Origin of the sequence: Crocosphaera sp. UHCC 0190 (assembly GCF_034932065.1) — a bacterium.
Classification (GTDB): domain Bacteria; phylum Cyanobacteriota; class Cyanobacteriia; order Cyanobacteriales; family Microcystaceae; genus UHCC-0190.
Genome location: NZ_JAYGHP010000002.1, coordinates 79,743 through 93,302 on the forward strand (window position 1 = coordinate 79,743; position 13,560 = coordinate 93,302).

At 39.5% G+C, this 13,560-nt stretch carries 18 protein-coding genes; 9 read left to right on the forward strand and 9 right to left on the reverse strand.

Annotated features, from left to right (window positions below):
- Positions 1-246 precede the first annotated feature (246 nt).
- Positions 247-1,683, forward strand: a complete 1,437-nt coding sequence (gene murC, locus VB715_RS03485; protein ID WP_416336907.1) for a UDP-N-acetylmuramate--L-alanine ligase — start codon at positions 247-249, stop codon at positions 1,681-1,683.
- A 117-nt stretch (positions 1,684-1,800) separates the two neighbouring features.
- The gene (murB, locus tag VB715_RS03490; protein WP_323299815.1) at positions 1,801-2,736 is read left to right on the forward strand and encodes a UDP-N-acetylmuramate dehydrogenase; all 936 of its coding nucleotides are present in this window, start codon (positions 1,801-1,803) and stop codon (positions 2,734-2,736) included.
- A 63-nt stretch (positions 2,737-2,799) separates the two neighbouring features.
- On the opposite strand, the gene VB715_RS03495 is transcribed toward murB, so the two are convergent.
- Positions 2,800-3,231 carry a DUF2996 domain-containing protein gene (locus VB715_RS03495; RefSeq protein ID WP_323299816.1) on the reverse strand — a complete coding sequence of 144 codons (432 nt, stop codon included), beginning with the start codon at positions 3,229-3,231 and terminating at the stop codon, positions 2,800-2,802.
- A gap of 120 nt (positions 3,232-3,351) precedes the next feature.
- On the opposite strand from VB715_RS03495, the gene VB715_RS03500 reads away from it, so the two are divergent.
- From VB715_RS03500 to VB715_RS03520, 5 genes are all read left to right on the forward strand, one after another.
- On the forward strand, positions 3,352-4,059 hold the full coding sequence (locus VB715_RS03500) for a cytochrome b/b6 domain-containing protein (protein ID WP_323299817.1): 708 nt from the start codon (positions 3,352-3,354) through the stop codon (positions 4,057-4,059).
- 30 nt (positions 4,060-4,089) lie between these two features.
- Positions 4,090-4,317 (forward strand): hypothetical protein, encoded by a 228-nt coding sequence (locus tag VB715_RS03505; RefSeq protein ID WP_323299818.1) that lies wholly within the window; start codon positions 4,090-4,092, stop codon positions 4,315-4,317.
- A 199-nt stretch (positions 4,318-4,516) separates the two neighbouring features.
- Complete coding sequence (locus VB715_RS03510; RefSeq protein WP_323299819.1) at positions 4,517-5,293, forward strand: histidine kinase dimerization/phospho-acceptor domain-containing protein; 777 nt, start codon at positions 4,517-4,519, stop codon at positions 5,291-5,293.
- Positions 5,294-5,391: 98 nt separating this feature from the next.
- Positions 5,392-5,670 (forward strand): hypothetical protein, encoded by a 279-nt coding sequence (locus VB715_RS03515; protein ID WP_323299820.1) that lies wholly within the window; start codon positions 5,392-5,394, stop codon positions 5,668-5,670.
- A complete protein-coding gene (locus VB715_RS03520) occupies positions 5,667-6,965 on the forward strand; it encodes a response regulator (protein ID WP_323299821.1) in 1,299 nt (432 codons plus the stop codon). Before VB715_RS03515 ends, VB715_RS03520 begins: the two co-directional genes overlap by 4 nt.
- 7 nt (positions 6,966-6,972) lie before the next feature.
- On the opposite strand, the gene VB715_RS03525 is transcribed toward VB715_RS03520, so the two are convergent.
- The 3 genes from VB715_RS03525 to VB715_RS03535 form a co-directional block, all read right to left on the reverse strand.
- Positions 6,973-7,509: a peroxiredoxin family protein gene (locus tag VB715_RS03525; RefSeq protein ID WP_323299822.1), complete on the reverse strand. Its 537-nt coding sequence runs from the start codon at positions 7,507-7,509 to the stop codon at positions 6,973-6,975.
- 99 nt (positions 7,510-7,608) lie between these two features.
- On the reverse strand, positions 7,609-8,208 hold the full coding sequence (locus VB715_RS03530; RefSeq protein WP_323299823.1) for a peroxiredoxin: 600 nt from the start codon (positions 8,206-8,208) through the stop codon (positions 7,609-7,611).
- Positions 8,209-8,300: 92 nt separating this feature from the next.
- Positions 8,301-9,014, reverse strand: a complete 714-nt coding sequence (locus VB715_RS03535; RefSeq protein ID WP_323299824.1) for a purine phosphorylase — start codon at positions 9,012-9,014, stop codon at positions 8,301-8,303.
- Between the two features lie 198 nt (positions 9,015-9,212).
- On the opposite strand from VB715_RS03535, the gene VB715_RS03540 reads away from it, so the two are divergent.
- Positions 9,213-10,313: an ABC transporter ATP-binding protein gene (locus VB715_RS03540; RefSeq protein WP_323299825.1), complete on the forward strand. Its 1,101-nt coding sequence runs from the start codon at positions 9,213-9,215 to the stop codon at positions 10,311-10,313.
- Positions 10,314-10,462: 149 nt separating this feature from the next.
- Here VB715_RS03540 and VB715_RS03545 read toward each other — a convergent pair whose 3' ends face one another.
- Positions 10,463-11,545, reverse strand: a complete 1,083-nt coding sequence (locus VB715_RS03545; protein ID WP_323299826.1) for a fatty acid desaturase — start codon at positions 11,543-11,545, stop codon at positions 10,463-10,465.
- A gap of 313 nt (positions 11,546-11,858) precedes the next feature.
- On the opposite strand from VB715_RS03545, the gene VB715_RS03550 reads away from it, so the two are divergent.
- Entirely contained in the window at positions 11,859-12,704 is an 846-nt protein-coding gene (locus VB715_RS03550) for a lysophospholipid acyltransferase family protein (protein ID WP_323299827.1), read from the forward strand.
- Positions 12,705-12,790: 86 nt separating this feature from the next.
- On the opposite strand, the gene VB715_RS03555 is transcribed toward VB715_RS03550, so the two are convergent.
- The 4 genes from VB715_RS03555 to psbE are packed head-to-tail and all read right to left on the reverse strand — an operon-like array spanning position 12,791 to position 13,480.
- Complete coding sequence (locus VB715_RS03555) at positions 12,791-12,910, reverse strand: photosystem II reaction center protein J (RefSeq protein ID WP_293154114.1); 120 nt, start codon at positions 12,908-12,910, stop codon at positions 12,791-12,793.
- Between the two features lie 35 nt (positions 12,911-12,945).
- On the reverse strand, positions 12,946-13,065 hold the full coding sequence (locus tag VB715_RS03560; protein ID WP_323292580.1) for a photosystem II reaction center protein L: 120 nt from the start codon (positions 13,063-13,065) through the stop codon (positions 12,946-12,948).
- A gap of 9 nt (positions 13,066-13,074) precedes the next feature.
- On the reverse strand, positions 13,075-13,209 hold the full coding sequence (psbF, locus tag VB715_RS03565) for a cytochrome b559 subunit beta (protein WP_323292579.1): 135 nt from the start codon (positions 13,207-13,209) through the stop codon (positions 13,075-13,077).
- 25 nt (positions 13,210-13,234) lie between these two features.
- Positions 13,235-13,480 (reverse strand): cytochrome b559 subunit alpha, encoded by a 246-nt coding sequence (gene psbE, locus VB715_RS03570; RefSeq protein WP_323299828.1) that lies wholly within the window; start codon positions 13,478-13,480, stop codon positions 13,235-13,237.
- Between the last annotated feature and the right edge of the window lie 80 nt (positions 13,481-13,560).

The window sequence follows — 13,560 nt, forward strand, 5'->3', positions numbered from 1 at the left end:
TCAAATTCCGCCAATTCTAGGGGTTCGGGAACTTCTCTGGGTGAAGTTGCTTCTAGAGAGTGCAAAGTAAATAATACGCACCAGGGCTGTTTTAATGACCAACGAGTCAGTTTTTGATATCATAGCCCGTAAATTAATAACCAATCGGTTTTACTCTAGTTATGTGGTGTGTCAGGAGAGGTAACGGTGAAAACGGTAGATTTTAGTGGACGACCCTTTCATTTTATTGGCATTGGCGGCATCGGGATGTCAGCCCTTGCTTATGTTTTAGCCAAACGGCAACTTCCCGTTTCTGGTTCTGATTTGCGCTCAACCCATATTACTCAACGGTTAGAGGCAGTTGGAGCCCATATTTTTAGTCGTCAAGAGGCCAGTAATTTAGAACTGTTTCAACCCCATCAAGAACGGGAAACTGTTTCGGTTCTAGTGACGGGAACAACTGAAACAGCAACCAAGGATAATCATAAATTTTCTGTTGCGTTGGGAACTCTCCCCGTTAACGAAACTTTACCTCAAGTTATTTGTTCAACGGCGATCGCCCATAGTAATTCTGAATATGCGGCGGCCTACGAAAAGGGTTGTCCTATTTTTCACCGTTCTGACGTTTTAGCGGCGTTAATTAAGGATTATCAAAGTATTGCGGTGGCGGGTACTCACGGAAAAACCACTACCAGTAGTTTAATTGGTTATATGCTCCTCAAAGCGGGTCTTGATCCCACTATTATTGTTGGGGGAGAAGTGGACGCTTGGGAAGGCAATGCTCGTTTAGGAGATAGTGGTTATCTGGTGGCAGAAGCGGATGAGTCCGATGGATCTTTAACGAAACATTACCCAAATATTGGCATTGTTACTAATATTGAATTAGATCACCCTGATCACTATCAAACCCTGGATGATGTGGTCAAGACGTTCCAAATTTTTGAAACTCAATGTGACATTTTGATTGGTTGTCTCGACTGTGAAACCGTTAGCACCCAACTCACCCCTGCTATCACCTATAGTCTTAACCCCAAGAAGGGAGCAGATTACACCGTTACTAATCTTAGCTCTGATGCTGATGGCACTACGGCTCAAGTGTGGGAACGGGGAACCTGTTTAGGTCAAATACGCATTACGATTCCTGGAAACCATAATCTTAGTAATGCCCTGGCTGCGGTGGCTGTGGGACGAAAGTTAGGTCTGGAGTTTGCCGTCATTGCTGATGGGTTGTTGACGTTTGCCGGGGCAAAACGACGGTTTGAAGATCGGGGCCACTGTAACGGCATTACCTTTATTGATGATTATGCCCATCATCCCAGTGAAATTGCAGCTACTTTAGAAGCGGCTCGTTCCAAAGTGGATGGCAAGACGGTTTCCCGTGTGGTTGCTATTTTTCAACCCCATCGTTATAGTCGTACAGCCACCTTTTTAAAGGAGTTTGCCACTTGTTTTCAGAATGCTGATTGTGTCATTTTGACAGACATTTATAGTGCCGGAGAGATTAACCTGTATAACATTAACGGGGAAACCCTGGCCCAAGAGGTGAATAATTATCATGCTCAGGTGATGTATGAGCCATCCTTAAGCACCTTAACTGAGGTTTTACAGGGTATTCTTCAACCAGGTGATTTAGTCCTGTTTTTAGGGGCAGGAAATCTCAATCAGATTATTCCTCAAGTGATTGCTCGTTACCCAGGCAATTAAAACACAACCATACTCCTCAAAACTGCCAACTATACCAAGTTTTTGACAAAACTTTGGAACAATTGGCCCAACCCTTAGTCGTCTTTCTCAGTTGATCCTCATTGAGTCCAAATAGCCATGACCACTGCTTTTTATCCAATTTATACCCCCGTTGAACTTCCAGGCACCTCTGGACAAATTTACCCTAATGTTTCCCTGGCCCCTCAAACCTCCTATCGAGTGGGAGGTAAGGCCCAATGGTATGCAGCCCCCCGTACTTGGGAGGAGTTGCAAGGAACGTTTGAATGGTTTCAGCAACAAGATTTACCCTTGATGTTATTAGGAGCCGGATCTAATTTGTTAATTAGCGATCGCGGTATTGAAGGGTTAGTCTTAAGTACCCGTCATCTCCGTCACCGTGAGTTTAATGAGGAGATGGGCCTCGTTACGGTGGCAGCCGGGCAACCCATCGCCAGTTTGGCTTGGCAAGTAGCTAAACGGGGCTGGAGTGGCTTAGAATGGGCTGTGGGTATCCCTGGCACCGTCGGCGGTGCTGTGGTGATGAATGCAGGGGCCCATAATCAATGTGCGGCTGACTCGTTGGTTAGTGCGGTGGTGGCTTCCCCTGATGGTACAGTAGAAACCTTGACTCCAGAAGCGTTGAATTATAGTTATCGCACCTCGTCTCTACAGGGTGGCAAAAGATTAGTTATTGAAGCGACATTCCAATTACAAACTGGTTTGAGTCGGGAGGTGGTGATGGCCACGACTCAACATAATTTACAAACCCGTAAGAGTTCTCAACCCTATGATAAACCTAGCTGTGGTAGTGTGTTTCGCAATCCTAGCCCCCATGCAGCGGGTTGGTTAATTGAACAATTAGGGTTAAAAGGCTATCGGGTGGGAAATGCTGAGGTGTCTCAACGTCATGCTAATTTTATTCTTAATTGTGGTCAGGCTAAAGCGGAAGATATTTTCCGACTTATTAATCATGTCCAAGAACAAGTGCAGTCTCATTGGTCATTATTATTGGAACCAGAAGTCAAAATTTTGGGTGAGTTTTCTACCCTTTAATTCCGGTAGGGGCGAATGGCCGTTCGCCCCTACCGTTGTTTGGAATTATGGAATTGTTTAACCCTAATTTCGGGTTAACCATTTTTGCCCATTGAGCCTTTGTAAGGTATATAACACCATTAAATCTAGGGTAATTTTTCGCTCATCAATCATAAACGATTCAATGGTACTAGGAGATTTACCATTGACAGCATAGGAAAAGGCTTTTTGTCCTGTGATACTTTCTTCAGGAAAATATAGCTTAAACTGACGCTGACCATTTTTCCAAGTGCCAATAACTTGCCAACAGGGGTCATCAGAAATTCCCCCAGGAATGGAGACTTGGGCTTTAGTAAAGGATAACTCAACATCCGTCAGTCCTTGCTTGGTTAAGCTTTCTTTTAGAGTAGGGGTAAAGTGTTGCTCCATAAATTCGGTGAAGGGTTTATCTTCAAGAGCGGGAGGCTTTTCTTTTTTGGCTTTAGCAGCAGTTTTTGGCGTGGTATCTTCTGTCATAGTCTTGGAGAACAAGATTGAGTCACTATATTTTAGGATAAATCATCTTTTCTGTTCTAGGCACTTTTTAGATAATGTTTATAATTATCCATTATCCATTGTTCATTATCTATTGTTGAAATGTGGCAACCTTATCAACCGTTGGTTTTACGGATTATTCATGGCTTAACTGCTGTTTTTACGATTTTAGCCTTATTAACAGCCTATTGGACTTATGATGTTTATGATGGTAGATGGGGACAAATTCCACTACCTAAATTTGACGAAATTGAAGGCATTCATGGCACTTTTGGTTTATGGACATTGTTGATTTTCCCTTTGTTAGTGTTTTATGCTTTTCATCGTGGACAAAAGCGATTAATTCAAACTAATAGTTGGGAAAAAATAACCAAAATCAATCAAAAAGGTTGGTGGTATCATCTCCATCGGTTGGTTAATACAATAATTCTGTTTTCTTTAACCTTTGCGGTGTTTACTGGCAAAATGATGGATGAAAAATGGCTGCCAAATGGAGAACTTAATCATGGTTGGTATTATGGACATCTAATTGCCTGGCTGATGCTTATTATTAGTTTAGCATTCCATCTATTAATGAGTGCTAAAGTTGGCGGCTTACCTTTTTTATTGTCTATAATTAATTGGTCTTATAAATCTCAAGATAGTCCCTCAAAGTGGAAAAGTCAGATTAAGGCATATTGGTCAAATTTTCGGCTGAGTTTATTTAAAGATTGGTGGATATCTTCTTCTTGGATTAAATGGTTAGAATTGATAATATGGATCAGTTTAGGGGCAGCTTGGATCATTTCTTTAATTAAAGAGATAGAATAGGATTCATCAATTATCAATGAATAATTAATCATGAAACTCAACTTTTTCAAGTATATTTTAAGTAAATTTTCTTTACAAATTGTTTTTATTGTTCCTTTTGTGCTGCAAATTGTGGGAACCGTAGGATTAGTAGGTTATCTTTCTTTTAAAAATGGACAGAAAGCCGTTGAAAATTTAGCTAATCAATTAATAGAAGAAACTGGTAATCGCCTTGACCTTTATTTAACTAATTATTTAGCTACTCCTACATGGAATTAGTAAATACTTAAAATCAATTAATATTACTCCTTCAGCACAAATTTTTATTGTTGAAACTCAAAATGATTTATTAATTGCTCGTTCTGATGGCAAACCTCCTTATAAATTTATATTAAAACAGCAGGAAATAGTCGCTAAGATTAAAAGATTAGAACCTCAAGAAACGGATAATAAATTAATAGTCATTACAGCTAAATATTTGGCAGAATATTTTAAGGATTTACAATATATTAATCAGAAAAAAGAACTTAAATTTTGTCAGGAAGGTAAATGTTATTTTACGAAAATTCAACCTTTTGGCGATAAATATGGATTGAAATGGCTGATTATAACCGTGATTCCTGAGTCTGATTTTATGGCAGAAGTTAACGCCAATACTTACAGAACAATTATTTTATCAATTGCTGCTTTAATCATTTCAATACTCATAGGAATTGTGATATCGCGTTGGCTAATTGAACCAATTTCAAAATTAAATAATGCTGCTAAAAATATTGCTCAAGGACAATGGAATAATACAGTAGAAATTAAACGTAATGACGAATTAGGAGAACTAGCAAATTCATTTAATTTAATGGCATCTCAATTAAAAGAGTCCTTTGAAAACCTAGAAATGAAAGTCAAAGAAAGGACTTATGAACTAGAAAATGCTAGAGAAAAAGCTGATACTGCTAACCAAGCAAAAAGTGCCTTTATTGCTAATATGAGTCATGAATTAAGAACTCCACTTAATGCTATTTTGGGCTTTTCTCAATTGATGACTCGTTCCCAAACTCTTTCCCCAGATAATCAAGAAAATGCCACCATTATTAACCGCAGTGGAGAATATTTACTGACTTTAATTAATAATATTTTAGATCTGTCAAAAATTGAAGCGGGGAAAATCACCCTTAACCCCTCCAATTTTGACCTCTATAACCTTTTAGATGAGCTTGAGGGACAACTAAAGGTAATGCAACCGCAGTTATTGCCTTAACAGCAAGTGTTTTAGAAGAAGAAAAAGCGGTGGTACTTTCGGCCGGTTGTGATGATTTTATCAGAAAACCCTTTAAAGAATCAGTTATCTTTGAAACTATGGCTAAACATTTGGGAGTGCGTTATATTTATGAGGAAACGAAGGAATCCCAAAGCCCAGAAGATAATTATACGCTTCAAGCAAAAGATTTAAAAGTGATGTCTGCTGAATGGTTAGGGCAGTTAGAAGAAGCAGGGATCAACTTAGATGATAAACTTATGTTAAGTCTGATTGCTAAAATTCCTCCAACAGAGCAGAATTTATCTGAAGCTTTAAGGGACTTAGTTAATGATTTTCGTGTTGATCAAATCTTAGGATTAATCAAGCAAGTCAAATGAATAATTCTGAAACTAAACAAACTTTATCAGGGGATATTTTAATTGTTGATGATAAGCCGGAAAATCTGCGCGTCTTAGATAAAATGTTAACTGATAAGGGTTATAATGTCAGAAAAGCAATTAATGGTAATCTGGCCTTAATGTCCGCTCAGTCTACCTCCCTCGATGTAATTTTATTAGATATTAAAATGCCAGAAATGGATGGTTATGAAGTTTGTGAAAAGCCAAAAACTAATCCAAAAACTCAAGATATTCCCGTAATTTTTGTCAGTGCTTTAGATGAAACCTTTAACAAAATAAAAGCGTTTGAATTAGGTGGAGTTGATTATATTACTAAACCCTTTCAACCGGAAGAAGTTATCGCTAGAATTGAAAATCAATTAACCATTCAAAGACAGAAAAAACAGTTAATACAGGAGATAGAAAAACGTAAAGAAAAAGAACAACAACTACAAGAAGAAATTGAAAAACGCCGAGAAACAGAGGAAGTTTTATATCAATCTCGCGCCTTAATTAATAGTGTTTTAAATAGTTCCTTAGATGGGGTTGCTGCTTTACAGTCTGTCCGCAATGTAACTGGAGAAATTGGAGATTTTCGTTGTTTATTAGTAAATCCTATTATCTCTCAATGTCTGGGTATTAAAAAAGAAGATTTAATGGGGAAATTAATGCTGAAGCGGTTTCTTCATAAACTTGATTCTGATTTATTTGATTCATTTGTACAGGTTGTTGAAACAGGAAAACCCCTAGAAAAAGATTTTTATTATCAACATAATCAACAGAATAATTGGTATCATTTTATTGCTGTTAAACTAGCGGATGGTTTTGCCATTACAGTACGAGATATTACCCAACGAAAAGAACTGGAATTACAACTAGCTGCTCAAAATAATAAACTACAACAATCAGAAGCAGCATTACAAGCTAATTTACGAAAAAGTTTACTGTTACAAAAAATTACTGAAAAAATTCGTTCTTCATTAGCCGAAACCATCGCTAATACAGTCAAACGATCAGGGGATTTAGTGGCCCGTTATGGGGGAGAAGAATTTATCATTATTTTGCCTAATACTGATGGGAAAGGGGCTAAAAAAGTTGCTCAATTAATTAGCAATGAAATTGAAAAATTAAAAATCCCTCATCACTGCTCTAAAGTGAGTGGTCATCTTACATTAAGTGTTGGTATTGCCAGCCTTATTCCTACAGTAGAAATGTCATCAGTAACTTTAATTACAGCAGCAGATAAAGCCTTATACCAAGCGAAAAAAAAGGCCGTAATTGCTGTGTTTTCTTAGATGAGAATTAGGAAATTTTCAGTAATAATTTATCAACACTGGCATTATGATCAAGGAATGAAAATAAATGTTTATATTGTATCTTTCCAGTTTTATCTAACACAAACTGCGCTGGAAGAGGTGCGCCTAATGCTTGTCCTGTCTGATACATCCGAAAGACTCGACAATCAGGATTACTCAATAAAGGCATTTTTAACCCTAAATCTTGCACAACAATTTGACTTTGTTTAACATCGGTGCTAGTAATCATTAAAACTTCTATACCTCGCTCAAGAAACTTCTCGTAATACCGATTGAGACTAATAATGTGGGGATAACAAAAAGGACAATATTGCTTCTCCGTAAAAATGCGCGTAAAAGCTAAAATAACAGGCTTTTGATTAAAGTGATCTGATAATTTAAGGGTACAATTGTTAGTAATATCTGGTAAAATAAAATCAGGGGCGATGCTTCCTAATGATAGCTTATTCGTCGGAGGAATTGGTAAAAAGTTCTGAAAAAAACGCGGGCTAAGTAATCCAGTAAAATCCGTTGAAGTTACCATAAATCCTATCAAGTTAAATGGTTTAAATAAGCGACCTCAACCCAAAAAAAGCTTGAATTTAGGCTGAGGCAATAACAGAAGAAGCCAAGGAAAATTAGGTTAAACAGCAGAGAAATAGACTTTAGATTTAATCGGATCAGGTACCATGGTTTTATCGCCTTCTTGCCAATCTGCTGGACAAACTTCTTCTGGATGACTTTGCACATATTGAATGGCTTTAAGAGTCCGTAGGGTTTCATCTACACTACGACCAAAGGACAAATTATTAATGGTTGCATGTTGAATAATTCCTTCTTTATCAATGATAAATAAACCCCGTAAGGCAACCCCCGCTTCCGGATCTAATACATTATAAGCATTACTGATTTCTTTTTTGAGATCAGATACCAAAGGATAAGCAATATCCCCCACACCCCCTTGATTGCGGGGGGTTTGAATCCAAGCAAGATGAGCAAATTCACTATCTACGGAAATTCCCAAAATTTCTGTATTGATTTTTGTAAATTCTTCATAGCGATCGCTGAAAGCAGCAATTTCAGTCGGACAAACAAACGTAAAGTCTAGGGGATAAAAAAATAAGATAACATATTTGCCACGATAACTAGCAAGCTTCTTGGTCTGAAATTCTTGATCAACTACAGCTGTCGCAGTGAAGTCAGGTGCAGTTTGCCCAACGCGCAAGCATCCTTCTGTCGTCATTGTTTAGTCTCCTGGAATTGATTGCGTATAATGAAGCCATAAGTATTTACGTTCCGCTACAAATTTATCATAGTCATCCCGATTTGACGAATTTAACAATGAAAGAGGTTTTTAGCAACCTTCTCCAAAACCCTTAAACTTCGTAAAGAACTACTAATTAAATGTATAGAATTTGACGGATTTTTTAACATTTGACCGGCTAAAATGAGAGGTTGTAAGCCCCCATTTTCTCCAAAGGCTGCGGTTAAATTGGGTAAATTCTGTTGACAATTATCACTAATCACCCGAAGCATTACCAGAGAAATACCTAAACCTTGACACCATTTTAAAACTGCCATCCCCTCCATATCAACCACGTCCCCTTGATATTTTTGACCCAATAACCTCTTTTCTGCTGCAGAACAAATCACGCGATCGCTGGTTATTCCCCTTCCCCAAAATACCTGATTTCCTAATCCTTGAAATACCAATTCACTTAACACAGCATCACACTGATACCATTGTTCTTGTTTGGCTTGAATATCACCACAGTCTCGATACAAAACCACGTCACCGACACGATATTTAGGAGATAAACTCCCCCCTAAACCCATCACCATCAACCCCATCGGTAACTTATTAAGAAATTCTGTTGTTTGTTGCCATCTGGTTAAAAACTCAGTGACGGGTTGAATGCCAACGGGAATGGCGATAATTTCGAGATTGGCTGAAGTTTGCTTAATTCCTCGACAGACGGCTTGATATTCCATCCCTTGGGGGACTAAAAGTGTCTTAATCGGGTGGGTCAAAGGTGTTCTAGATAACATATGTTATTCTTGAGAAAGTTTCCTATTTAAAAACGCGAAAAAATGGTATATAACGTTTAAAGGTCGTTATTGAAAATTAATCTTATTTGGGCATCCTGAGAGAAAGCAACCAGAGCCTTCTCTCGACCCTAACTTAAACAGAATAACTGATAATTTTTCTGGTAATTGTCCTGATTCCCCATTTGTAGAACCCTGACCATGACCCATCCCATCATCCTCCAAGTCAACCAAATTGTTAAACAATTTCCCAATCATCCGGTGTCAGCCGTTGACCAAGTCAGTTTTACTTTAGCGCAAGGGGATATTTTAGGGTTATTGGGCCCTTCAGGATGTGGCAAAACCACCCTGTTACGCATGATTGCCGGATTTGAGCAACCCTCCGCCGGAACCATCGAACTTGCCGGAGAAATCGTGGCTAGTTCCCATTATGGGCTACCTCCAGAACAACGTAACACAGGGATGGTCTTTCAAGATTATGCCCTATTTCCTCACCTCACCATTGGGGATAATATTGCCTTTGGATTAAACAGCAAAAAAGAACGCTTTAGTAAAAAAGACATTCAACACCGCATTACTGAGGTTTTAACCTTGGTGGGACTCGCTGGCCTAGAAAAACGTTATCCCCATCAATTATCAGGGGGACAACAGCAACGGGTGGCATTAGCGAGGGCATTGGCCCCCCAACCTGCCTTAATTTTGTTAGATGAGCCGTTAAGTAACTTAGATGTGCAGGTACGCCTGAGACTAAGACATGAAATTCGTCATATTCTTAAAGCGACGGGAATTTCCGCCATTTTTGTCACCCATGATCAAGAAGAAGCCTTAGCCATTTCTGATAAAATTGGGGTCATGTCCCACGGGAAGGTTGAACAATTGGGAACCCCCGAAGAAATTTATACCTGTCCTGCTTCTCGGTTTGTGGCAGAATTTGTGACTCAGGCCAATTTTATCCCTGCCAAACGACGGGGGAAACTCTGGACGACAGAAATTGGTCAATGGGAGATTTCTACTCCCTCCCCCCTCAATCATTCCCCAGAAGGGGATTTAATGGTCAGACAGGAGGATATTTTATTAAAGCCCGATGAAACAGGGGAAGTCGTGATCAGCGATCGCCAGTTTTTAGGACGGGAATACCGTTACTGTTTAAGAACCCCTTCCGGTTGCCAAATTCACGCCCGTACCGCCTTACAGACTCAACTCCCTATTGGGACAAAAGTTCACCTAGCGATCGCCCCTCATGCACCTCAAATTTTTCCTGCGGCCGCCAATACCACTCAGTTAAGTCTGAAAAGCCGATGAGACATCAAGTTTGGGAAGTCTGGGGAGACTCAAGGCAATAATTGGGTCTAAAACCCCGTCTTTTAAGACGAAGGGTTTTTGAAGCGAGGCTTAAATCCTCGTTACAAAAACAACTTCCTCCTCTCGTTAATGCACCCCCCAAACCCTGACTAAACGTTAACTCGGTTGTCACTCAGTGAAGACTTAAATTGGGCATCTTGACGAAATGAATCAATAGACACAAGGGTATTGGCCGCCGGATTCCAAAGAATAAACTTAGAACAGCCCAGCATATCACCGATATGTAGGGTTTTTGATTGGGTTAGAAGGTGACGATTAGCCTCATAACAAGCTTCGAGATGATAGTTAGGAATTCTTTCGGAAAGATGGTGAATATGATGATAACCGATATTAGCGGAAAACCAGCGCAGAATAATGGGTAAATCTAGGAAACTGCTGCCTTCAATGGCTCCGCGCAAGTAGTCCCAACCTTCTGTTTTGTGGGCATAAGAACCTTCAAAATTATGCTGTACAAAGAAAACATAAATAAAGATTGCTGCCGAAAACGTCAAGGTAATTGAATAAATACTCCAGAAAAATCCTGCCCCCAGTAAATAACTAAAAAGAATCCAGCTACCAACAACACAAATATTATTAAAGAGCAAATCCCAGAACTCGGCAGCAGTGTACCAATTTCTTGATTTATGAGAAGCAATGATTTGCGATAAACTCATAGTGGGATCTTTTTGCCAACAAGTAAACAGATGACCGATAAAATCATAAATTCCGGCAATTAGGGCGAGTCTGGGCTTGATAGCGAGATAGAAAAAACCACCAGGAAAAAGCATTAAAGGGTGTCTCAGAAAAGCATAACCTCTCTGACCCCAGGGGGTAAGTTTGGCAAATTCTTCAGTGGTAATCAAGGCAGAAGGGCCGCGATACTTCTCCCAATCTCCATTAGTTTTGTGGTGGTAGACGTGACCTCTAGACCAGGGATATTGTGGAATCGCATTCATCACACCTAGCAGAAAACCCACGATACGATTCGCCTTTTTTGAACGGAAAAGGGAATAGTGGCCGCAATCGTGCATCAAAGAAAAACAACGTCCTGAAAACAGAGTCATCAAAACCATGATGGGTAGAAGAAGCCAAAGAGAAATATCCACAGCTTTAACGGCTAGAAACCATAACAGAATATAAGGAACAACAGTATTTAGGATTTGATAAGTTCCCCGAAAATTACTGCTTTTCATATAGGGTTTCAGCACGAAATCTGACTTTTTAATCACATTTTCCATTCCGTATAGTGTACTTTTTGCTAAAATACATGACCCATAGGTACAATAATCCTATGGGTTGTTGGTTGACTCTATGTTAACCCATTAACTAATTGATCAAACGACCGTCTTCCTGCGCGGGCTGCTACCTTCATTCTTCAGAGTTTGACTGGAGTTCCGGCGCAGTTTGATTTTTTTCTTTAGATTAGGATCGGGTTGTTCTTTCTGCTGTTCATTGAAAGTTTTTAAGCTCCGAACTGTGATTGAACTAGATTTTACTGGACATTCAATGAAGCATCATACAACTTTTCACCCCGAACAAGGTTGGTCACTCAATGAACGTGATCCCAAGTTTATTGAAACGATTATGCCCTATTGGGAATGGTTTTATCGTCACTATTTCCGTGTTAAAACCAGTGGTTGGCATCATATTCCCTCCCAAGGGCCAGTGTTACTGGTGGGTTCTCATAATGGGGGACTTGCTTCTCCAGATACCTCGATGATGATGTATGATTGGTTTCGTCACTTTGGGACGGAACGGCCTGCCTATGGGTTAATGCACCAGTCTGCGTGGGCAATGAACCCTCTCTTAGCTCGTTTAGCTGCTAAAAGTGGGGCTGTACGGGCCCATCCCAAAATGGCGATCGCTGCCTTAAAACAAGATGCTGGTGTCTTGGTTTATCCTGGGGGGGCGCAAGATGTGTTTCGTCCTTACACTCAACGACACAAAATCGAATTGGCAGGACGTAAGGGGTTTATTAAACTAGCTTTAAGGGAAAAAGTAACCATTATTCCCTTGATTTCTATCGGGGCCCATGAAACCTTATTTATTTTAGGAGATTTTTACGAACAAGCTAAACAATTGCATCAATGGGGAATGCCTTGGTTATATGATATTGATCCAGAGGTATTTCCTATTTATTTAGGGTTGCCTTGGGGTCTAGGTATTGGCCCTCTGCCCAATTTTCCCCTTCCCATACAAATACATACCCGTGTTTGTCCCCCCATTCGCTTTGACAAATATGGGAGAGAAGCAGCTAATGATCGGGTTTATGTGGATGCTTGTTACGATTTAATTGTAACCGTTATGCAACAAGAATTAGATCAATTAGTGGCAGAAACTATAATTCAGTAAACAATAAAACACCGCCTATTGTTATCAACAGGCGGTTATCTTATTAAACATCTCCAAGATAATTAATAAGCATTAATACCAAGCTTCTACATTGAAGAACCTAAACCAGCGTAGGCACCGTAAAAGAACAGGCCAAGCACGGAAATAGCTCCGATCCCGGCAATAAGACCAACAAGCCAAAGGGGAATTCTTCCTTCTGCAAACATGATTTACCTCCTAAATAAAGCCTAAAAAACAGAAATTAGTTAAAGAAATAGCTGGAAAATAGAATGCCAAGAACTGCAACTAAAAGTAACCCTAAATAGAGGGAAGTACGGTTCAGTTCAACTGGTTGACGGTTGGGGTTTTTGCTTCTGTCCATGAATAACTCCTATCGTTGAATAAACTGCATAGCGGCGATCGCACCGACAAAGAACACTGTAGGAACGGCTAACGCATGAATGGAGAGCCATCTCACGGTAAAAATGGGATAAGATACGGGTTGATTGGGATTGTTACTGGTCATGGTGTTAAACCTCTTTCTAAACTAATTACTTATTAAACTGTTGGATTTCTTGGCCAGCCTCATAGCGGTCTGTAATAATCGGTAATTCTTGACGATCCTGAGTAAAATACTCATTAGGACGGGGAGTACCAAAAGCATCATAAGCCAAACCTGTGCTAACAAACAGCCAACCAGCAATAAATAACATAGGAATGGTGATACTGTGAATTACCCAGTAACGAATACTGGTGACGATATCTGTAAACGGACGTTCTCCGGTAGTACCTGACATTTAAGTTTCTCCTCTTGAATCAATTACAAATGGCAAAATCTAGTCTACTACGATTCTGAAACAGTCTTACTTACTCCTCA